A 22,469-nucleotide genomic window follows, 5' to 3' on the forward strand; every position below is an offset into this window, starting at 1 on the left:
GCTCAGCGAACCCGGCCAATGACGGTGATGTTGTCTTCAAAGTCGATGTCTTCCCGCAGAACCTTGGTAATTTTTACTCGGGTACTGGATTCATCGTGCTCTTCAATGGTCAGTTCAGCTGCAACTTCCTGTTCTCTATTAAGTAATTGCAGCGTCTTACCTATGCGCACAATCTGGTTAAGGCTGACGCTGAAGCGCTCGCCGTAAGCGATACGCCGTGGTGGGCTGAAGATACTGCCTTTCACTATTTCCTGTGGGTTACCGAGTGAGGCATAGATGACTGCCGCACGGACCATGTCCCGCATGGCCTGGCGACTGTCACTGTCTGCATTTTCGCCAAGCTGTTTAAACCACCACTCAATCAGCTCTGCTAATGTGCGAGTGGTGTTGAAGTCAAGTTCCTCTGCTTTTTTAAGCCCGGGCCAGCGACTGATCGCTTCAACGGGTAAGCGGTTGTCCTCTGCGAGTTGTCCCCAGCGTAGCCGGATTGACCCCGGCAGTGACCCAAGTACTTTCTGAAGGCAAAGCTGGCACTGCTCCAGCTTTTCCTGGAGCGTGCGGCTCGCTCTTCTGAGTATCCGATGACTGTGGTTATTGAGATCTTCCAGCGAAAGTACTTCAGCTACTTTATGGGCTGGAACAAAATCAGTCATCGGAAGTGGAAGTGACGCCCAACGTTGAACTCTTTTCTTGCTATTCGCTGCCAGCTCGACGAAAGCGGGGCTGTCTTCAATAGACCTCATGGCAGCATTCGCATAAGCGGTTGCGACTTTTGCTTTCAGAACCGGCAACTCAGGGTACGCCTTAGTCATCCTTACTTGTCTTAGCTGTGCGAGATAGTCGATATTCGGTTGGGTATTAAGACGTGCAGCGAAAGGCGATATTGCGCGCCAGTGTCCTGCAGGAATTTCCAGTGTTGCCTGCCAGAAGGGAAGAAGGGCCTCAGCAAGGTCGGCATCGTCGTCAGCCGAACAGCCGGGAACAAGATCTTCAGCATTATCACGGCGTAACGGCAATGGGTCTGCTAATGGTCTGCTGATTTCAACCTGCCGTACCCGAACGTAGTAAAGCCCTTCGACCTGTGTGGTGAGCACGCGAGTGCGCTCCTTATACTCTTTGTATACGCGTTGCCAATCTTCATCAACCAGCTGTTGAGCGACGGTGTAATCACCGAGTGCCTCATCGGCAATACTGTCGAGGTGGCGAAGAGTCTGGCGGGTACGTACAATTTCAGCCTTACGTTTTTCTTGCGTCGCAATCAGTTCTTTCTGAGTTCTTAACAGGGCCTGAAGCGCCTGTTCGCTGCCGTTATATTGATTTTCAACCACGCTGATCCAACGAGTGAGAATCTTGCCTGCGGTAAAGATTGCTTCGTATCTTCGCTGGTTGGCGATCAGATTACCGAAATGCGCTTTAGTTGGCTTACCCTCTGTCGGTAAGGCTGCATATTCTCTATCGGTTTCAGAAGTAATCTCAGTCTCCAGATCCGACGGTGATATCAGCTCCGTACTCAGGTCGGTTAACTTGGTATGTAGATCGGTTGCATCAGGTTCTTCGAAAATATCCAGAACAGTCATTAGGAGGTCATGCATTCCCGAGTAGATTTTCTTGTACTCGTTAATGTCCGGGCTGATGTGATCCATGACACCAAAGCTGAATTCTTTGGCGTTAAACGCAGGCTTGCTGACTGATGCCGTAGGAATCTGCAACCGGTCTATCCGGTCTTTATTCAGCGTCAGTTCGAACGCAGAATATTTATCGGGCTCTATTTTTGTATACGTAGTACCTTTAATTGCTTCCGTATATTGATAATTGCGGGTACCGAGTAGTTCGAGTTTTTTCTGCTCTTCGAGTGATAACATTTCTCTCTCAGCAACCCGATACTGAGTATCAGCTGTCTTCTTTGACTCTGTCGCTACCTTAACGGACGACGTCGAACTGGTCGCCACTGACGTCGCAATACTACTTGTTTCGGTCGGCAGCTTATCCGTATTCAGACTGGCGTAAGGTAACCAGCGAGCCACCTGCATGCCTTTACCGTCGCCTGCTACGCCACCGGCCAGCGCCGCCAGCGCGACGGTTTGAGAGTCCAATTGCTGACGTTTTAAAAGAAGAATATCCCGTGTCGCTTCCAGCTTTTTACGCTCATCACGTATTTTCTCTTCGGTGGTATCGAGATCTTTTTCCGTGATGGCGTACTGACCAATAAGACCGTGCTTATCCGGGCGCTCAGGTATCGGAGGCATACGTTCTTCATCAATCTCTGGCGCCCACTTATCGAAAAATTCAGGAATTTCGAACTCGGTTCTGTCGTATGGGTAAGGGGCGTTTTCGGAATCTTCCAACGCAAAGCGATTCATAGCCGCAGCGATCAGGCGGTTGAACAATGCATCAGGGAGCAGAGGTGATTTCGCGGGCTCAGGAAGATTAAGACTTTTAACGTCTTCTGCGCTCAATTCGTTGTCGTACTTCGAATCTGATTTCGGAGCGATGTAGTACAGGCTGTAGAATACTTCTTTCCAGTCGTACCAGCGCATGTAGGCTTTCTGGCAGTAGCGGTAAAGGTCTGTCTCGAGCTGTTTGTCTAGGCCTGGAATATCCAGTAGATCCGGCTTATAGACTGAGCGCTTCATGGCTAATAAGAGGCGAATACGATCTCCCGCTGGTTGCGTCAGGTCAATCACACGACGCGGAAGGTGCCTGAAGACTAATTCATCAATACCATCTGCCGCGACGGGTATGACGTCGACGCCCAGGTAAGCAGGAAGACCATGCATTTTCGGTTTTTTGCTGGCTATGTCCTCCAGCCAGGAAAGCGGTAACTGGCCCGACGCTGGTAAATAGTCCAGCTGCAGGTGCTTATCGAGAAACTTCTTCAGAGTTAATTGATGGTTCGAGCCTTCATTGCGCAGAGTGACCAGCTGGCGCAATGCTGCCTGTGTCTGATTTAATAGCGTCAGGTAACCCGAAGCACTATTTGATTCGTAACGCCCGGCCTCTTCTGACACCCAAAGTAGGGTGGTTTTATTCTGATCATTAATAGCAACGAGTGCGAGCGGAACAGAATTCGGAAACTGACGTGCAAAATCAAGGTCGACGCGATCAGCACAGATCGTATTCTGTAGCCGATGAGGGTGTTCTGTTTTTATCTTTTGACTATCGATATCTAAGCGGCGCAGCCTTAGCGACGCGAGCGTGACCAGGCGTGTATCCCGTGTCGGGTCGAAAGCTGTGCGCTGGCATGGGTCGACGTTGGGTGGGTCAATATGTAATTGACTCTGGTGTAAGGTCAGATAGAAAACACCGCTGGCATCACTCACTTGTTTGCGGTTGCGATACTCTTCGACTAAATCCTGCCAGGTACAGTAGAGAGGGGATTCCAGTGTGAGGGCTGCACCCTTGGGAGTAATAGCACTGCCTGGGCTGACTGCCAGCTGGATATCATCCACTGGGCCGCGCTCGCCTCGGGATCGCACGTGCAAGCCTGAAACTACACCCGGCAACTGCTGTTTTAATAAGGGCGCAAGACGAGCTTCAGCGTAGTTCTGTCGTTGGTCGAACTCGTCTTCTCCCAGATGTCGTCCCGCAAACAGATGCAGTCGTTCAAGGTCTGGGTGGCTTGCAACGGGACGGTGCAGCAGGATAGTCGTCATGATCGTCTCCTTACGCTTTTTCCAGTTTCATGGCTAACTCTTCCCACTGCTTCAGTAGAGTTTTGCTTACGCCTTGGCTGGCCATGAGCTTAACGAGTAATTTTGCCGTCATCACCGGATGGCCCGTTTCATTTTCGGACAGAATTTCCTGCGCTTTTTCAATCAGGTTTTTCTGGAAGAGTGCTTTGATCGTGCGCCACAGTACCGGGTCATACCAAGGGCTGATTCTTAACAACAGAAACAGTAGTTGCTGCAATGCCTCTGCTTCTTGCCCCGGTTTTTCTTCTACCCAGGTGAAGGCCTTTTTCTCGACCTCAGTTCTTGGCATGCGGAATTCACCAATGGCACGCAGACTCAGGAAGCGTTTTATAACGTCGTCTTCATCGACAATAACGCCACCCCGATCGGTTGGTGAGTTGGCAATGGTGAGAATGTTATTGTCTGACGTGCTGACCGTGGTATTGCTGCTCGTCGGTTTCTTGACCGGCGGGAAATCAAACCCGTTCGCTAAAACAATACCGCTTACCTGGGTTTCGGCAGCACGTAACGGACGTCGAACATAAAGCAGGGTGTCTTCTTCAGTCGCATTAAAAATAGCGCGCCATACGGCTTTATCGGTATCCAGCTGGTGTGGTGCTGGTCGTGGGTAAATAGTAAGACGCAATGGATCAAAGGCTCTTAGTTTGCGCTCACTGATATTGGGATCACGCTCAAGCTGAGACGCATAGCGTCCGTAGTTCTGATTGCTGAGTGGCACCAGAATAATAATATCGACCGTTTCACTGGAGGTCAGGTCGACTGCCGGAAGAGGCAATGATTCCTGCAGAAGCAGATCGACCTCGGCCATTCTGACCGGGGCAATATGAATCTGATAATTATCTGGAAAGTAACTCTGCACAGCGCGTTCAGGATCAATGCAGGCTTTTGGCATCGAGCCGGCTGCGGGCATCAGGCTGAAGTAGTCACTTGCAGAGAACTCCAAGGGCAAGCCGCCAGACTCGCGATGCTCCAGCACGTCATAGAACAGATTTTCGTGTTGCCGGTGCAGGTCTTGTTTCATCGAAAGTGCACTGTCATCGCGACGATTCGGGTGGCGCAATAATTCAGAGTCGAGCCACAGTGGTGTGTCGTCGCGCACCGCTAAAATACCTAACGGCAAACTATCACCAGGAATCATATCGTCCACTAGCTTATTATCCTGCAGCGCGCGGATGAGACTGGCCCGGGTATGAAGTTCACTCTGTTGTGCAAGTGGTACCGGAAGCGGAACAAGTCCAAGCTGAACCGCTTCCGTCACTGAGGCATATTCGGCGCCGCGTTTACTCGCCAGATCGGTTGGGAAAACTTCCGCAAGATCCGTCGCGACTTCGACGTAATTGAGAACCACGGCGTACAGCCCGCGGTTAAAGCGGCGGTACTTGCCTTTATTCAGCTGAGATATCAGAGCGGAGTCTGTGACGTTGACGGTTAGTTGTTCATCAAGCTGAAGAATCCGCCCGTGTCGGGTCACACCATAACCGGCTTCCAGAGTAAGCAGACCGGAGTAGCGGTCGAAGCTGAGTTCGAGGCCCGAGGCAACACCTTCACCAAGCACCTTACCGGCCTCGCGGAGACGTTCATCCAGGTATATCTGATCGCGCTCAAGATCTTCAGCCGTCAGCAGGCGTCCATCGAAGTAATGCGTTCGTGTCAGACGCGAATCTATGTCAGCTATTTTTTCCATCGGGCGGCTGGCGGCCAACGGATTACCCAGTGGTTGGAAGAGTATCTCAGTCATGGTGTCTCCTTGCGCTCTGTGAGTCCGTTAGTTGTTATTCTGCGATTGGCGATTCAGCCAGGCGAGTTGGCTGGGCGTTGTTAAAAACGGACGCACAAGATTATTAATCTGGATTCGCATCGGGTTGATAATCGGGTCTCCGGGTTGGCTGGTTTCAATCCGGATTCGGGCAAGCAATAGTCTTGCGCCTGCATCTAATTCATCAGCGAGGTTCGTTGTGCTGAGTCCACTTCCATCGAGCGCATGAAGCAGTCGGGCGTGCATCTTCAACTGTGATTCGGCTTCGGGGCTGGTGGCTGTTGCAGCCTGGAGTGTCTGCGTTTCAATACTGCTTAATGGCGGCATGGCATCACTGACCGGTTCGTGACTGGACCACGGGTGATAACGGTCATCCTCGGGAGGCAGTCTTTCGGGGATGAGTTCCAGCTGAACACTGTCGGCAGTACGAGCCGGTTGAACGGCGTCTGTACTCAGATTGAGTTTCCGTGCTAATACCGGCTGGCGGGCAATGGCGCAGTCTTTGTGACGGATACAGACTTTTAGCCACAATACTTCTGGCCCGCCGTCATAGCCTTCGAGCAAGTGCGCTTCCGATTGAGCTTCAATCCATTGTTTCAGATCTATGCAGTAGGCTTCGTGCAGCATGACTTCGCGGCCAAGCCCATCGATGGCGACACCGGGGCTGACATGTAGACGTACACTGACGTCGTCGTTGGCGTCCGGGTGAGTGTCTGGCGTCATAGTGACGTTCAGACCTGCAAGGGTACCGAAGCCCTGTAGCCAGTATTGGTGGCGTGTCAGTCTACGACGATGATAGGCCTGCTCGTCACGGGTTGCTTCAAGCCCAAGCATCATGCCTGCTTCGTAAGACACCCGACGCAGGGGTTCAGCCAGTTGGTCGTCCTGTTCTAGCGTCGGTAGATCATCCATCTCAGACATAAGGCCTCCTTTTAACTCTGCCTTTAATTTTGTGTTATCAACTCAGGCGTTGATTGATGTCGCTGGGTGAAAATGCCAATGGATTCATCAGCAGATCGGTACGACCAATATGGGTTTTATTAATCTTCAATTGTTCATAACCCGGCCGTTGTTCAAGCCAGGTATCGATACTGAGAAGAGGTGATGTCCCTAAAATAAAGGGTTGTTCTGTTTCGATAATTCGCCATTGAAGGTGCGCGGGTAGCTGCGCTTCCAGCATGGATTCAATTTCCTGACGTTGCTTACGGGTATCGCCGTGCAACAGGATGCTCACTCTGTGCGCGTATTTCTCGAAGAACTCAGTCACGGCCTGACGCTCATCTTCTGTTGCTATTTCTGGTGCGAACAGCGCAAGGAATTCTTTGGCGCCCATTTCAGAAAGAATCAGGCTGTCACCCACAATGCTGTTGCCACTGATTCCGGTACCAAGCGTAAGCGGGTGGTCTGAATCATCCATGTGTACCCCGAGAAGGGTGGCCATGGTTCTGCGCAGGCGAAAGTTCTCAGTCACGACCACGCTACCATTCTGAACGCCGCCATCTGTGACGATATCCAGTGCAAGGTTCAACGCGGGCAGGGTGCCTTTGCGCTGTTGTATCAGGGTTGCGTTTTCCAACCAGCGGCGCCGGCGTCGCTCTGGCCAGTGAGACGGAATTGCCTCTCCTACACTCTGTGCCAGCCAGTTCAGATTTCCGGTAGGCGCTGCCATCGGGTGAAGGAGCTGGTCTGCTGCCGCGACCCGGCCTTCCAGGGGGGTGAGAATACTCTCGAAGCTTGCCAGCAGACGCTCCCTGACATCGGCACCGTTAGCAGGGCCGATTGAATTTTCTGGCGTCGGGCTTTCTTCCTGACGGAACAGCTCGGGGAGGTACGCTTCCTGATAGGAAAACCGCGGAGAATAAACGCGGATGGCATGAATCTCTGGGGTCCTCCGGCCACTGCCAGTCAGATGCAATTGCAGTTGCAGATAGCGTCCTTCGAGGTTCCTGACCCGCCCCTCCGGGCGTTGCAGGAGAACCTCGAACAGTCCGCGTCGATCTTTTTCATAACCTGATAATGCCTTCTGAAAAGGATGCTCTGAAGGCAGAGGATTCCATACTGGAGCAGGCTGCATATGAATATCAGCCTGGCTGCGGGCGTCGTCATCATCGAATACCCGTGCACCAATTTCTACACTGCAGCCAGCAGGGATACAGGCATCAATATATACCCTGTGCCAGACAGTACCAGGCGTACCTGAGTCCAGAACTTCCCGGAGCAATGCTGAGGCGCTGTCTTCATATCGTGGCTGGCGCAGTACATGCAATTCACGCGGCCTTGGCGAGAACCCCGGATAATCGTCATCTTCTGGCGCTTGATAGCGAAGCTGGCCATCGGCGCTACTGGCAAAACGAGGAACCGCGAGGTTGACCATGGGGTAGCGTTCGTAAATCAGTCGAGCAGACCCTGGCCCACCATCACCGGACGCCTCAAGGCGAACGACCGGACAGTCCCGCTGAACGAAGCCAGAATCATCACTCTGTCTCGGAGCCAGTAAAGCGAGGCGACCCTGGCCAGCCAGACCAATATCAATAGCAAACGGACAATCTCTGTCGACAGAGTAGGTATGCAAGGGTGAGGCTGGGTTATCGGTCAACGAACGTACAAGTATTTGCTGGCTCCCTGCGCCGTCGTGCACTAACACATAAAGGTATTGCTCGTCGCAGCATAAGCCTAATGGCGACCAGCCTAACGGTAGCTGCTGTTGCCAGTGGCACGTCAGTGGCGCAGGGTTAATTACTTCGGGTTCGAAGCGCGACGAATCAGGCGCGTAGGGTGCGGGCAAAGGTTGCCCATCGCAGAACATCAGACTGGTCGCAGACACCACCCAGATACGTTCTTCGTTATCTACCTGGCTTCGCACGGGTTCTTCGGGCAGGGTGCAGCTCGTTAACCAACGCTTGCCCAGATGAAATACGGTCAGTCCATGCAGTTCATTTCTATCTGTGTAAGGCAGTGCCATGCGACCGCTCGAATTCAGCGTCATATCGGTAAATTGGCAGCCCTCGGGACATGAGAAACTTGTTCCCGTGTCGTGATCCAGTGTCTCCCAACCGCGTCCTCCGTTGCAGATCACAGTATCGCCGTCGTTGTTGAGCAGCGCGACCTGATAGTGCTGATCAACTGCCATGGGTGCAGCGTTCTGCCATTGCGTCAGAGCATCTGCCTGAGTATCCGGAAGCCGCAACGATTGTTTCTGCCGTAGCATTAACGCCTGTTGACCCGGGTGCCACTCCATTCTGCTGGAGCCTTGCCGCAGTTCATCTTCGGTACGGAGTAAAAAGTAGGGAGTATTGTTCGCGTCCATCAGCACACATCCGGAACAACAGGTATCGCAATTTCGTAGTCGCCCTGATCATCGCCAGTAAGACCGTCGCGAATTCCTTGAGGGAATGGCGGTAACAGATGGTTGGCATTACTGCCGTGTCCATTCGGCGAGCCCGGTGATCCGTCACCAGCAGAACCACTGGCGCCCACGTAAATACCAGCAAGTTCAGGAAGTTGGAAATCATCGAGCATCAGGCTCTCATTTGCCGTTAGTCTGCGCCAAGCTGGTTTTCCTTCGTCATTAGTGCCCTGCGCAAATAATGAAATTGCATTAACCGACAAAACGCCGGGAATACGTGCTGCCTGAGTCATTAATTCATTCGCGCGGACTGTCGCGCCGACAGGCCAGCCGGTACCTTTACTTCCACCCGGAGCGAGAGGCGACAGATATTGAGTGACGGTTTCGGCTACTGCATTTAATGTTTCGCGTTCGGTGGATGGGTCCCGGACTGTGACCAGAATACTGACCGCCATAGGTACAAATTGCGGGCTGAGTACGTACAGCTCGGTGCCCACCATGCAGCGGTTAATCAGATAATTAAAAACGTCTTTCAACAGTCCTCTGGTAGGGCGAGGCCAGTTATTAATGCTGACCTCTGTCGGCGGCAGTACAAATATACTGATGGCTCCGGGAACGTCGCGTTGCGCTGCGGCGAGCGTTGCGCCGGGTAAAAAGCCTTCTTTTACTTCGGCACGGGCAACCGGGCTGACTGGGTTGTTCAGGCAGAGCGCCTGAAAGTCGGTCGCGGTAACAGCGCGGTTGCGGTGAGTGAGGAACTGGGGGATACGGCTCTCGGCCTGAGCGAGTGACTCGGCATCGCGACCGCCGCTCAATGGCCACTCGTGACGCACCCGTAAACGGGAGCTGCCATCAACGATCTCTTTAATTTTCCCTGCGGGGAGATTACCTGCGTTTCCTCCTCCCGAACGATAGGATGCAACGCGTACGCGAGCGCCTTTCGGGGGGCGGAAACCAGAATCCAGACCATCGCCAAAATAGACAAGACCCGATGCTGCATCGAGGCGATACACCCGGGCATCCTCACCTTGACCTGACGTAAAATCCATACCGCGCCAGGTCGACCAGGCACCATTTTCTTCGACCTGAAGTTCCAGAGATGCGGTATCAATATCTGTATCGGGAAGTTGAAGCACCTGCTCAGGCAGTCCCGTGCCTGTGCCGATCAGTAGATCATTACGTTGCCCCTGAGCGACGACATCGACCGCATTAATTGTGAGGTAAGCAAGCTTCAGGTCGGGTTCATCAGGAGAGCGAAGGCGGACCCAGAAGGCCACTCGCTCTGCGGCCTCATCGTCCTCAGGAGCCGGGGGCAAACTGCTCGTACCGTTAAACATCGGGTCTGCATTAGCAAAACCACTGAATAAATCCGGATTCGCCGGTAACCTGAGTGTAACAACACCGGTTTTACGCCCGCCCATGGAGGAGTCACGGATAACTTCCAGAGGGAGAAAACGGGTTTTTCCGTCTGGCGTTTCAGACATCAGCTCCCAGACCAGATGACGCGGATACAGGGTACTTTCACTGTCGACGATAAAGTCTTCTTCCTGAAGCGAATCTGCAGGGGCTATTCCAACATTAAGCCGCAGTCCTGAAAAAGACGAGCGCAGTGCGGTCATCTGATCTGATAAGGGTTTCGGTGCAATACAAGCCAGGTAGAAACTCTTATCCAGTGTATTACCAATACTCAGGGTTTCCTGCCCCAGCGAAAACTGGCGGGCGCGAAACGGTTTAGGCATCTCGCCTGCACGTAATCCGTACTGCTCGTGCAGGTCCTGGAGTGTCATTCCCATGGCTTCGAGGTCGCCGGGGCTGAGCAATTCTTTAATCAATACACTCAGACTCAGGCAGGTAGGCTGCACCTCGTTGGACGTCGATAACGTGACTTTCCCCGCACGTAGCTGACTCCCCGCCGGAAGATAATCCTGTAACGTCAGACTGTTAGGGCTGGCATCAATCGCTACAAAGCCAGTCGCAGGTACCGCCGGGCGAACAGGAATCTGGAGGAGGTTTAAAAAGACTTTGCGCTGGCGTTCAGGAATAAGGTTGGCGCGATAAATAATGGTCTCGGTAAGCCAGGCAAACAGGTCAACAAATGCATGTACCGGATCTCCCGGTGCAATTTGGGTAAGCTCCGGCAAGTGACCGGCAAGGCGTGTTCTGGCTTCAGCAACCAGATCATCAAAGCGGCGATCGTCCAGATTTGGAACAGGTAATGGCATAGCCGTAAATCCTCCTTACACGCCCAGGTTCAGGCGTAACCCCAGCGACGCTGGTGTCTGGTTATGTCGCAGACGGTAACGAATATTGATGTGCACTTCGGCCAGGTTGTCTTTTGCTGTCGTGACATCGACGCCGTCTACCTGTACGCGTGTCTCCCACACGGACAGTGATTTTTTTACGACGCCAGCAATCAGGTTGCGCGTCGTTTCATTGTTAGGCTGGTGAATAAACTTGAGCAGCCCAGCGCCAAACTCCGGACGTTGAATACGTTCGCCGGGGCGGGTTAGCAGAATATTGAGCATATTCTCGCGAATACTGTTGTCGTCTTCCGACCAGCTCAGGCTGCCATCACTGTTAATTGAACCCAGAGGCCAACTGATTACTTTAGGTACCGGTGTACGCAGCGTCATCCATCAGATCCTTTTGGCATTTTCGGGAAGGGCAGGCAGACTTTTACCCACGGCATCCAGAAGAAAATAATATTCAGCAGCGATACCATGATCATTAACAGGATCATGGCGACGATGGTGATAACAGGCAGGCTGAAAGAGCATATCCATTGAATGCCTGCTCCGAGATCAAAATTGCCACTGACCGTGTCTTCGCTGATGCCTTTTTTGAATTTAAGCGAATTGACCAGAGAGAAGGTGTCTCCCGGTGTCAGGATGCTTGCGCCTTTGGCCAGACCACGTTTTAAATCGCGCATAGAGGGCATTGGAATCAGTGAAGGGCGACTCGCCTCCGGGTCAAATGTGGCAGCGACACGGAAGGTCGTTGACTGAGAGTTCTGGTCAGCCCAGGTAATCTGCTCATGCCGCTCATCATTGACGGATCTGACGAAGGGAATAATCCGGAATAAATCGTCAGGTCCCTGAGCAAATTTCGGCAGTGGAATTTCGAGTGAGGTTGCCAGAGTCAGGTCACGCAGGCGCTGACCGAGTGAAGAACGCATGGATTCCGCCTGACTCTCGGTAAATGCCAATGAATCGCTAAGGCTTCCCTGGCCGTTATGTAATGGTAATGCAGGAATATTACCAAGACGATTCATGCCGCCGGCTGCATCAGCCAGATCGCTGACCTGTGCGGCCCAGCGTACCAGGGGATTATTTTCTTTATCGGCAAAGCACAGGCGCAGATAGTCAATCAGGCTGGTGGTGCGGTAAACGGGAATAAATTCTGCGTGAGAGAAGTCGAATGGGTTATGAATACCTGTGCGCATTTTCTGCATTTTCGGTAGGTAAATCGGAATGCGTCTCCAGGCATCAGGGTCATAGAAATAGATTTGATCACACAGGGTTTCGAGTTGTTGGTTATCCGCTCTGTCTTCCTCTCCGAGGTGATAGCGATGGATCAATTGCATTAAGAGCTCCGCAAAGGCCGCGGTTGGCCGGCCACGGTCCAGCTGAATGCGGTCCTGTTCAGGGTTCCATGCCTGGTTCGCCCCATTTGAATACCCAAATGGCCAGGGCAGGTTTGCAACGGCAAGATTATTAATCTCCTGAACATCACTGGTATCAAACTGAACGTTTCTTTCGTAATAGAAGCCACCCAGAGGTACATATCCAAAGAGCAGGGTGCGGCACTTTCCCTTGCTGTCTTTAACTTTAACAGGATGAAGTGGGTGTACTTCTTCACCACTGAATACAGGGGATGAAGTCCGTTTTTGCAGTAGACCGTTAGGGCATAGCCGGCGGTTGATATCCGGGTCGGCTATGGGGCGTTGGCGGCTTTGCCATCCCACGGCTTCACCTTCTTCTATGATCCAGGCCTGTTGTCCCGTTGGTTTTTCTTTGCGGATCACAAAGCCCGCCGAGCTGATTTTCTGTGGGTCCAGTGCCGGCATTCCTGGTCGATGACAGACAACCTCGCAGCAGACAATGTGAAAGGCACGGTGGGTCGGTAATCTGAGCACAGGGTGTCGATCGTGTTGACTGTGTCGCTCTTCCTCTAACCAGCGGCCAAACTGAACGGCATTAAATCGCTGCTGCTGAATATCCTGTTGAAAGCGATTAATAAAATCAGGATCAAGGTAGCGTAATAACGTCGCTTGCTGGCCATCCTCGAAGAAGGCGGGCTGGAGTTTTACATCGTGCAGAGAGTGTCGTTTATTCATCATTATCTATGCCCCTTTACCAGATATTTCCGGCACCCGGCGTGTAGGTCGTCCCTACTACGGAGGTGGCAATGATGGTGTCGCACTGTACGACGCCACTGAATTTAGACATACCAGCGTCGACCTGAACCATGGACGCACTGACGTTTACGGTAGCGGCGTTGATATTCACCGGCCCTGAGCTGTCGATATCGATACTCGATGTGCTCAGCGTTACGGTTTGTGTGCCTCTTTCGATACGAATCTCGCCACCACTGCTTTCATCAATGGTGATGTTGTATCCAGAGCGTGTTGTCAGGGATGCTTTAGGCTCTTCATCACTGAATTCAAATACCGTTCCTGATGGTGTTTTAACCGCGTATTTTTCTTCGACGGGAGTGGCTACTTCGGGCTGACTTTCTGCGCCTTGCCAGACACTTCCAAGCACCATGGGCACGTCGTGACTGATGAAACTGACGACGACGATTTCATCGAGGCGCGGTAAGAAGCTGGTACCGTAATCCTGACCTGCTGAAGGCACGACAACACTGGCCCAGAGTTCGAGCGAGCTGGCCTGCATTCTGACTTTTACGCGCCCGCGTCTGTCCGGGTCCTGGTTATCAATGACCTGCGCTATCTGTAATGCCTGTAATTGTCCGGTGGAGTGCGTATTCATTGCGTACTCCAGTCGGCTTTATTTACTTTCAGATGTGTTTCAAACCCAGAACGTCGATCAAACCTGTGGGTGCAGTGGATAACCTGATATTTACCGAGTAGCCTTGAGGACACACCGCTCAGCTCGATCTCGCGTCCAGAGGTCAGTTGTGGAATGCCCTGACATGCGATATCACCGGATATAAACCGCTTAGCCTGACGTTGAAAATGTGCCTTAGCGTAGGCTTCTGCTTCGGCCTGAGACCGGGCAAATGGGTGGGGCAGAATCTCTTCGCCATCCCAGGATAATTGGTTGAGGCTTTCAGCAGCCGAGGTCTCGCCCGGAGCTGGTGTCATACTGTCGCCGTCGAAATTTACTTCCTCAGCCGTGGCGAGGTTGTAACCCTGAGTGCGTGATTGAGTGATCTGATGATTGAGGTCGGCCAGCAGGCGCAGTTGTAAAATATTGTCCTGAACATCTAACGCAACAGGCGAGTTGTCTTCCGCTTCAGGCCGGGCCCGCAAACTTGAACCGTCCAGACGCGGAGATATATCGAAACGCTGACAGAGCCGCAGGATAAACGCGAGATCACTCTCATTGATCTGATGCCAGGTATCGGTAATAGCAGATACCTGAATGTCGCTTTGCAAGCCAGCGTCACTGGCGATGCTTTGAAGTATGTCGTCAGGAGACTGATCTTCCCAAGCCTGGCTACGGCGATGACGAGCGAGGTGATGGAGTTTATCCTGCAGTAATAGCGTAAGTTGAGGAGCACCCTGGCCGTACTCCTCTTCGACGGCGGTAATTTCGCCACTGAAAATGAGTTCGGGCTCAGGCTGACCGATATGAATTTCAATCGCTGCTCCGGGCAGGATATCGCTGAACAGAAAGTCCGGCTCCTGGGCGTCTTTGCTGAGTCCCCAGTTGTTCACCTGTAATTCCGCATGTGCACATCCGCTAAGACCCAGGTTGACCACCATGCTGCCAATTGCATCGCTCAGGTCTTCACGGTTTTCTCCGTCGACGTTGATCGCCGGAGCACTGCTGTAAAATGCCTCAGGAATCCCCATTGCTATTAATCCACCTGCAAGCGATCTTGGCGCTGTTGTTGTTTTTCAAGCAGACGCAGCATGTCCTGCGCGACCGGCGGCACAGTTTGCTGGGATGATGGTCGTTCTGCTGCCGCTTGAACAGGGGTTGCAGGTACATCCGCGATAACTTCATCAATGATGACGGGCATGGTTCTCCCTTCCTTTGAATATCGACGTGAATTTATTCAAAGCCAACTCCGTTATCCGTTTTAATTCGTGATTTAACAGAGGTGGAAATCTTTGCTTCTACGTTAACAGTGACGGCAGCTTTCAGTGCTGCTGACAGCCCGGCTCGTGGCTTACAATCTGGCGTAGGCGTCGCTAATACAGGTACACCGGGCATACGTGGATTTTCGATGCCGTTGTACTCTGCGGTATCACGCCAATTGTTTTTGCCTTCACTCGGACCCGGAACAGGTTCTGTTTCCTGCTCTTTAGCTTTCGGTTTTGCCGGGGGCTGATTGTTGTCTGGATCTCCCGGGTTATCAGGTTTTTCTCCTGACTCAGCATCCGTATCTTTTCCGCGGGGTGACAGCTGCGGCATGGCTGGTTTTGTAGGATCTGAGAAGTCGCTTGTCTGGCGGAACTGAAAGCGGTCTTCTTTCATTTTCAGTGCCAGCTTGGCTCTTAGCGGGGTACCGCCCGGTGAAAAGTAATCCAGCGTTTCATCGTAGCTTTCGATCATGCCGATAAATTCGAACGCGCCCCATTGAAACAGGCATCGTTTAGGGGCCTTTAGGTCGCTGCCCGATTTTTCTGGTTGGATAAACTGTGTTGCTATTTCACCCGTCAGGTTACGAACGTCGGAGCCCTGCTCGTAATTCGCATCTTCTTCTTTCCGTGTGGTGTCAAAGATCAGCTCAAGGCTCAGACTCGATGAGCTTTTCTCGACGAACTGAGCAGCACTGCTGCTGCCACTTTGTTCGCTCGCTTTCAGTGTGTTGGAGAGATTTATTTTCAGAGTCACCGGATTGAACTGCACATCAATGGCGTTCTCCATATCCGGTTCATCATTTTCTCCCGTCACCGGGATTAACTTACCGCGCTCAGGTACCGTCATGGCAGAGCCCCCTGAGTGTCAGAGTTCGCTGCGGAAGATTGATCATCCGCCTGCTTAGTCCGTTCGAGCTCCAGCCCTTCGTGAACCAGCTGTACTTCTTCAATCGCGACCTGGCTTGCGGTTGAGTTCAGGTCGGGCCCTTTAAACTTGGTTGCCATCACTCCGGTGAGCTTCCACGTCATAACCGGATTGTCTTGACCGTCCTGGGTCTGGTGCCCGAGAACAATAATTTCACCGCTGAGGCGATATCCGTAATTTGCACCACGTGTGGTTGCATCAAACCAGCTCCATAAATCATTGACGCTGGTGACTCCGCGTTTGAGTGTCATAGGCGCAAATTTGGTCTGACCCGAGCGGTGAATTTCGCCCCAGTTGCGGCCACCTTCCTGAAACGTTTTGGGCTCCATGGTCAACTCAAAACCGCTGACTTCGCTGAACTTTCCGGAGCACAGTAATGTGTTCTGCTCTGAGTCATACAGATTGACTTTAAACCGGAAAGGCACAAATACATCGGCAAGAGGGTTAGGCACTTTGCACCTCCGTTTGCCAGTCGGTGCCGGTGTTTGTGAACGTCAGTCGAATGCGGTCAATAGGAAGTGCCGGCGCAATTTCTATCTCCAGAAGCAGGGTACTTTCACCTGCAGGAATCTGACGCAGGCTAAAGGCGTGTTCTGAGCGTTCTCCACGCAAAGCACCCCTTTGCCAAAGCTGTCGCAAAAAATGCTCGATCAGGAGTTTCGGCCGGGGGTCGTTAACATCGGAATTAAAAACGAGTTGCTCACCAAATTGGCGTAACTGACGGCGTAGATATCCCATCAAACGCATCAATTCTGCGGAGCGATAGCCATCAAATCTTTCCAGACTGGCTGCGTGTCGATAGTCATCGGCAGGCAGCGCAGGTACGCATAGCCGTTCATCGTCCAGTTCGACCCGGTTGTTTCGCAATTCAAGAATCGAAATCCCCGGTGTTTCCCTGAGGCTGACGACACTGGCCCGTTTCATGCGGGGGTAGGGTAGGTTTTTAGACACCATGGGCTGCCCGGCAATAGATCGCCATGGACCTGCCGATCTGGCTGTCGCCGCCTGTTTACCAGATACAACACCAACCGGTGAGAGTAGAGCTCTCCCCTGACCACGAAGGTAGGGGTAAAAAAACTGTACCTGCCGCAGATAATGCGCAGCATCGGACAGCTGCATGTTGGACAGTAATTCAAGAGCCTCCGGATCGGCATCCGGGCTGTCAATTTCATTGGCGTAGGCGAGAGGCAGTGTCAGCAGGCACTGAATATCCGGGCGATAGCGGGTCAGCCAATGTAATATTTCGCGCAAAACCCGCTGAAATTCTATCGGCTCCGGAAGATCATCCAGCGCCATTTCTGAGGTATTCCGCCGTTCGCGATGATCGTCATCGAGAGACTGAGAGCAGGGTAAAAATGCTGGCTCCGGATTATCCAGACGGACCCGAGGAACGTCGGGCAGCCGCGCCGGAATCTGTAGCCGCTCGAGATCTGGCAGACAGATAGAGCCCACAGAGGGCACTGCAAGCAGAGTCGCTATCCCTCTCAATGTGCTGGTGTCGGTCAGATCCGTACTTTCAGCTGCGAAAAAGCCTTGTTGTGATTCTTCTTCAGGTACTACTACGATCCAGAGTCGATGGCCTCCATTAGCGAAGAAATCTTCGACACAGGGAGCCAGCCAGGCGAGGTTTCCTGCCAGTGAGCTTCGATACTGTGCAGGAGCGCTGGCTGCATCCGGAAAGATATCGTGAAACTCAGACGCTGAATGGAGAGGGAGCGGCAAATGATACAGGGAAGCACTGGCCGGATTGCTGAGGATCTGATCAATGACCTCACCGAATCCTGCTTGACGAATGGCTGCAAGAGCATCTTTCAGCGCCAGTAACCGCTCAGGGCGTACACGCCCCGGGCAGTGTCCGAGCATAGCGACTTCCAGTGGCAGCGCAGAGTCGTTCTGCGGCCTGGGGGTCAGCTGAATCCGTCGTGCCAGTAAATCCTGCATCATTGGCGACTTATTCCTGCTCGATATGCTCAACAGACAGAACAAGTTCTTCCATCGCAACATCACTTCCGCCCTTGGCGGTTAATGTTGGGCCTGTCCATTTAATCGGCATTGCGCCACGCAGTTTCCAGGTGACAACTGCCGCGGAGCTGGTGGGGTCTTCGTTTTTTAATTTGATCGTAACGTCGCGCTTGGACATCACATTACCGCCACGAACTTCTTCCAGCCATTCGTAGATATTGCCAGCGCCGATGACTCCGCGTTTCAGAGTGACGTCTCCGGTTTTGTGCAATGCCGGTACTTTGTTGACGTAATTAACGGCTGAATTACCGTTGCGGTATTCGGCGACGGTAACTTCGGCGTTCAGACCGGAGACTTCTGAGAAACCTCCAGCGACCTCACCTTCGGTGCCGTCGTCCAGGTTGACCAGATAGTTAAAAACGCCATAAGGGGTTTCACGAAACTGTGCCATGATTTTATTCCTTCTTTAGTCCCAGTGGCTTCAGCAGAAGCTACTGTCGGGATGAATATTGTTTAGCTATCGGCGGTTTTCTGACCGATGCGGAAAATCACAAACTCTGCTGGTTTCAGAGCGGCGACGCCGACCTCGCAAACCAGGCGACCGTTGTCGAGATCGTTCTGAGTCATGGTGCTCCGGTCACAACGCACGAAGTAGGCTGTTTTAGCAGTGCCCAGCAGGCGGCCGTTTGCCCATTCGTTGTAAAGGAAGTTTTCGATGGTAATCCGGACGTTGTCCCACAGGCGTTCGCCGTTAGGTTCGAAGACCACCCACTGAGTGGATTTCTCGATAGAGCGCTCGAGGTACAGGAAGTAGCGACGCACATTGACGTACTTCCACTCAGGGTCGCTCGACAGCGTGCGGCCGCCCCAGACGCGATGACCGCGACCAGCGAAAGAACGTAGGCAGTTCACACCGGCTGGGTTAAGCAGCTCCTGCTGGAACTGGTTGATTTCCTGAGTGAAGCCCAGTGCTCCAATCACAGGTTCATTGGCTGGTGCTTTGTGCACACCGCGTTGAACGTCGGTGTTGGCATAAACCCCGGCGATAAAGCCTGCAGGTGGGAGGTTCACGGTCGGCTGAGTGCCACGGGGGTCTGCGGCGACGACCCATGGGTAGTAAAGTGCCAGGCGGCTGTCGTCGAAATTGGAGCGGAATTCGCGCACCTCAGAAAGTGACATCCCTTCACGGCTGTCGACAATACCGACGCGGTAACGCATCTTGCGGCAGTGCTTCTGCATTTCGGCGACAATCGCCTGATGATTTGTTTCATCGGCAGCGGCCGCCGGACACATCACGATTGAAATGTCTTCGATATCTTCAAATGCTGCAAAGCCGGTGCTGCCGTTTACTTCGTCGGATTCACCACTGTAATTCACTGCAACCGGAGTGCTGCCATCATCGCCACCGGACAGAGTGATCAGGTAGCGTGGGCCTTCAACGGACATCGGCCCTGGGTTCATTGCCCCTGAGTCGAACATGTTATAGAGCGCAGCAATGATCTGGTCACCGGTGACACTGTTTGCCAGTGTGCAGCTGACGGGGCTGGTAAGCTCGTCGTAGCGCTTACCAGGTGATGCACTCATGACATTACTCAGACTGTTCTCAGCGTCCGGTGCAGAGGAGATGTCGGCGTAGGTGTAAATAACCGCGCCGTCGGCACCGCCATTGCGAACGTTAATGTTAAACGAACGCTGAACCATCATGGCGCGAACACTGCCGGGGGCTGCTGCCAGTGCGCTCAGGTAAAGTTTGATTGGGGCTCCTACGACGGCCGGATTGCGCGAAGAGTCTTCGATTATGAACTCGGTTCCTGCGGCGTTCAGCGTGCCATAGAGAGTCGTCAACGTCCCCCAATCGCCTTCATGAAATCCATTCAGTCCTGCGATCTCACTCAGCGAGAGCACAGCCTCGGTCCCGTCAGCAAGCGCACCGCTGGATGGTCTGCGAGCGGTGACTTTGGTGAAGGTAACGCTGGTTGAGCCATCGTTCACCAGTCCTGCAGCTTCGAGACCATAATCGCCAACTTCAATATCCGTTACATCTACGCTGTCGCCATTCGTATCGGTAATCACTGCGAGGTCGTCGACAATTTCATACTGGCTACCGGCTTTACGAACGAGTCCGCGGAAATCAAATGGGTGGGCTCTTGCGGAGGTGTCTGCGGTGGTTGCTGTGTTGGTCAGGCCTGTCGCTTCAAGGAACACCACCTCACCGTCAGCGGGGGCGCTGGTGATCACAGAGAGCAGAAGGTTTTCACTGTCGCGCCAGTCCAGTTCCAGAGTCAGGTTGCCCATGGCGCCGGGGAACCGGCTGGCAAAGGTGACATGGTTGTTGGAGTTGGTCGCTGAGGCGAATCCCGACGAGGGTGTGCTGAAATTAGCAACCCGAGAAACAAACAGTTGTTTGCCGCCGCCATCGAAGAAAGCTTTGGCTGATAGAGCCGTGTGGTTCAGTACCGTTGAGCCAGAAAAACTCAGGTCCTGAACATCGCCGTAAATGCGGGTGAATTCAGCGAAGCTGGTAACAACCTCAGGCTTACCCCGCAGCGGACCGGTACGGGTCGGGCCTGCTATGGCGGCGACACTTGTGCCCACGCCTTCGATTGATTTGGAGCGAAAGCTCACTTCCTCTACAAACACACCCGGGGCTAAGTATTCAGGCATGGTCTTCTCCTTTCAGACGGGTCATACAGGTTTCAGGGCAAGAAAACTCCTGCCGTCAGACCGCAGGGTTAAAATGTCACCGGGTACTACTGAGAATCCGATGGTTTGGGAAAAACTGGTGCTGTTCAGCTCGCCAACATCAAGCGGGCTGAAGGTGTCGGGGTCAGCGGGAACTTCACTGTCAGTGTCGAGCCTGCCGACTACTTCGAGGGTAGCGCTGTAATCACTCACGCCTTCCGGTAATGGTGGAAGACGAAGGAAGGGCAGTAACAAGTCGCCATGTTGATCTGTCTGCCCCCGGTAGGTTTGTGATCCCAACCCGGGGATGGCGACGGTTACTGTCACAATTGCCCAAGGAAGCGCTGAATCGTCCGCGTCGCGTGCCAGCGTCATACGAAGTCCGCCCGCAGAGTTAAAACGTACGGAAACCGGCGATGGATAGAGCACAATCGCATGCCCGGTCGGAGGGGCATCGCCTACTGTCAGAGACAAGAAACGAGGCAGAAACTGGCCCTTGGGGTCGCGCACTACACCGGCAAATGTGTATGTGCCTGAGGTAGCAAAATCTTTCTCGCCTCCGGTTGGTTTACCTGCGACAAATGAATCAACTGAGTGTCGCCATAGGACAGTCTTTCCGGCGCCCTCACGAATATGAAGGTCGGAAGGCTTTTCAGTAATTTCGGTGCGGATCTGACCGTTGACTCTGCGCATGTCAGACAGGCTTTCAGCAGAGCTGCCATCGAGCCAGAATATCTGGTCACTTCCGTGCAGAATGGTGGATTCGAGTACATTCACCGAGCGCATCAGACCGTTCCCCCTGATATCACCCGCGTAATCAACGGGCTGCCTTCCGTGCGCTGCGGCTGCAATCTCAAGCGAACTGTTTTTGCAACGTACGCCATGGTGGAGGTGTAGGGGGATTCGAAAACATCCCAGATTCTCATCAGGTCTTCGGTCGACGTATCTTCGGGAATGATGGTCAGAATTTCTGACTCTCCCCATTCTGAATCCGCCGTTTGCAGGTGAGAGATATCAAGCTGAGTCTGGTTGGCAAGCTCCACCATCGCCCAGCTCATCAGGTCTGCTTCAATGGCGGCGCTGTTCGCATTGGCAATCAGTAGAAAGTGCAGATTCAAGGGCAGCTCGGCACTGGCATCGGATGTATCGGTGCCCTTCGGTGCAAAGTACCGGCTGCGACCGTGATCATCGATGGTCATTCTGTGGAGATAAATACCCAGCAGGTTGCCGGTCAGCCGGTTAGCAATATCAGCACTACCAAGTACTTCGACTGTGGCATTTGTAGGGCCATCGCTAAGCTCACTGGGCAGGCGGCTTTTAAAAAACGCCTCCAGTGCGGTCAGAACGCCTTGTACTCCCTTGTACGATGCCATGCAGTCTCCTTTGCTGCGTTACCGACCAGTTCAGAAGGTCTGCCTCTATGGTCGGGCAAAGATAGAAACACGGTAAAAAATAAGGGGTCAAGGGCTATTTGGACTATGGCGACATTGCCTTAAAGGCGCAATATGACTAGTTGTTTTAGTGTCTGAATAACCTGAGCAATTGTTTATCAAAACACACTCTTCAGGATTGATTGCTGGTCAGTGTTCTCGGTTAGGAACGTTTTCCCTAAAACAATCAGACGCTTGTCATTAAAGAAATATTCTTTTGGGGTGGCAGTCTTCTCAGACTCATGGAACCTGTGATTCATTCCTTATGCTTGATTCTTGTTTGTTTATTGATCAAAGAATGAGACGGTGTGCGTCATTCATTTGTCGTGAGGGGACGGGAATTTTTTCATTCTGGCGCTCCAGGTCTAGATGTTTTTTCATAATGGGCCAGAGGCCGAACGG

17 protein-coding genes are annotated in these 22,469 nt (G+C 52.8%); all 17 read right to left on the minus strand.

Annotation, left to right across the window (positions count from 1 at the left end):
• Positions 1-2: 2 nt before the first annotated feature.
• Positions 3-3,653 (minus strand): hypothetical protein, encoded by a 3,651-nt coding sequence (locus BW941_RS11165; protein ID WP_076516100.1) that lies wholly within the window; start codon positions 3,651-3,653, stop codon positions 3-5.
• Between the two features lie 10 nt (positions 3,654-3,663).
• Positions 3,664-5,430 (minus strand): hypothetical protein, encoded by a 1,767-nt coding sequence (locus BW941_RS11170; protein WP_076516102.1) that lies wholly within the window; start codon positions 5,428-5,430, stop codon positions 3,664-3,666.
• 27 nt (positions 5,431-5,457) lie between these two features.
• Complete coding sequence (locus BW941_RS11175) at positions 5,458-6,369, minus strand: hypothetical protein (protein WP_076516104.1); 912 nt, start codon at positions 6,367-6,369, stop codon at positions 5,458-5,460.
• A gap of 37 nt (positions 6,370-6,406) precedes the next feature.
• Positions 6,407-8,755: a phage tail protein gene (locus tag BW941_RS11180; protein WP_076516106.1), complete on the minus strand. Its 2,349-nt coding sequence runs from the start codon at positions 8,753-8,755 to the stop codon at positions 6,407-6,409.
• Positions 8,755-11,016 carry a putative baseplate assembly protein gene (locus BW941_RS11185; RefSeq protein ID WP_076516108.1) on the minus strand — a complete coding sequence of 754 codons (2,262 nt, stop codon included), beginning with the start codon at positions 11,014-11,016 and terminating at the stop codon, positions 8,755-8,757. The genes BW941_RS11180 and BW941_RS11185 overlap by 1 nt, the downstream gene beginning before the upstream one ends.
• A gap of 15 nt (positions 11,017-11,031) precedes the next feature.
• Positions 11,032-11,427, minus strand: coding sequence for a GPW/gp25 family protein (locus BW941_RS11190; protein WP_068438512.1), 396 nt, complete (start codon positions 11,425-11,427; stop codon positions 11,032-11,034).
• On the minus strand, positions 11,424-13,133 hold the full coding sequence (locus tag BW941_RS11195; protein WP_076516110.1) for a hypothetical protein: 1,710 nt from the start codon (positions 13,131-13,133) through the stop codon (positions 11,424-11,426). Before BW941_RS11195 ends, BW941_RS11190 begins: the two co-directional genes overlap by 4 nt.
• A 13-nt stretch (positions 13,134-13,146) precedes the next feature.
• Positions 13,147-13,785, minus strand: a complete 639-nt coding sequence (locus tag BW941_RS11200; protein ID WP_076516112.1) for a phage baseplate assembly protein V — start codon at positions 13,783-13,785, stop codon at positions 13,147-13,149.
• Entirely contained in the window at positions 13,782-14,834 is a 1,053-nt protein-coding gene (locus BW941_RS11205) for a phage late control D family protein (protein WP_076516114.1), read from the minus strand. Before BW941_RS11205 ends, BW941_RS11200 begins: the two co-directional genes overlap by 4 nt.
• A gap of 5 nt (positions 14,835-14,839) precedes the next feature.
• On the minus strand, positions 14,840-15,004 hold the full coding sequence (locus BW941_RS17830; protein WP_175607895.1) for a hypothetical protein: 165 nt from the start codon (positions 15,002-15,004) through the stop codon (positions 14,840-14,842).
• A 32-nt stretch (positions 15,005-15,036) separates the two neighbouring features.
• On the minus strand, positions 15,037-15,915 hold the full coding sequence (locus tag BW941_RS11210; RefSeq protein ID WP_076516116.1) for a CIS tube protein: 879 nt from the start codon (positions 15,913-15,915) through the stop codon (positions 15,037-15,039).
• The gene (locus BW941_RS11215) at positions 15,912-16,445 is read right to left on the minus strand and encodes a phage tail protein (RefSeq protein WP_076516118.1); all 534 of its coding nucleotides are present in this window, start codon (positions 16,443-16,445) and stop codon (positions 15,912-15,914) included. The genes BW941_RS11210 and BW941_RS11215 overlap by 4 nt, the downstream gene beginning before the upstream one ends.
• A complete protein-coding gene (locus BW941_RS11220) occupies positions 16,438-17,937 on the minus strand; it encodes a hypothetical protein (RefSeq protein ID WP_084188882.1) in 1,500 nt (499 codons plus the stop codon). The genes BW941_RS11215 and BW941_RS11220 overlap by 8 nt, the downstream gene beginning before the upstream one ends.
• A 7-nt stretch (positions 17,938-17,944) precedes the next feature.
• The gene (locus BW941_RS11225; RefSeq protein WP_068435592.1) at positions 17,945-18,406 is read right to left on the minus strand and encodes a phage tail protein; all 462 of its coding nucleotides are present in this window, start codon (positions 18,404-18,406) and stop codon (positions 17,945-17,947) included.
• Between the two features lie 62 nt (positions 18,407-18,468).
• Positions 18,469-20,619 (minus strand): phage tail sheath subtilisin-like domain-containing protein, encoded by a 2,151-nt coding sequence (locus BW941_RS11230; protein ID WP_076516120.1) that lies wholly within the window; start codon positions 20,617-20,619, stop codon positions 18,469-18,471.
• 21 nt (positions 20,620-20,640) lie between these two features.
• Positions 20,641-21,423, minus strand: coding sequence for a hypothetical protein (locus tag BW941_RS11235; protein ID WP_076516122.1), 783 nt, complete (start codon positions 21,421-21,423; stop codon positions 20,641-20,643).
• A complete protein-coding gene (locus BW941_RS11240; RefSeq protein ID WP_076516124.1) occupies positions 21,423-22,010 on the minus strand; it encodes a Pvc16 family protein in 588 nt (195 codons plus the stop codon). Before BW941_RS11240 ends, BW941_RS11235 begins: the two co-directional genes overlap by 1 nt.
• Between the last annotated feature and the right edge of the window lie 459 nt (positions 22,011-22,469).

The organism is Thalassolituus maritimus (assembly GCF_900156675.1).
Taxonomy (GTDB): domain Bacteria; phylum Pseudomonadota; class Gammaproteobacteria; order Pseudomonadales; family Oceanobacteraceae; genus Thalassolituus; species Thalassolituus maritimus.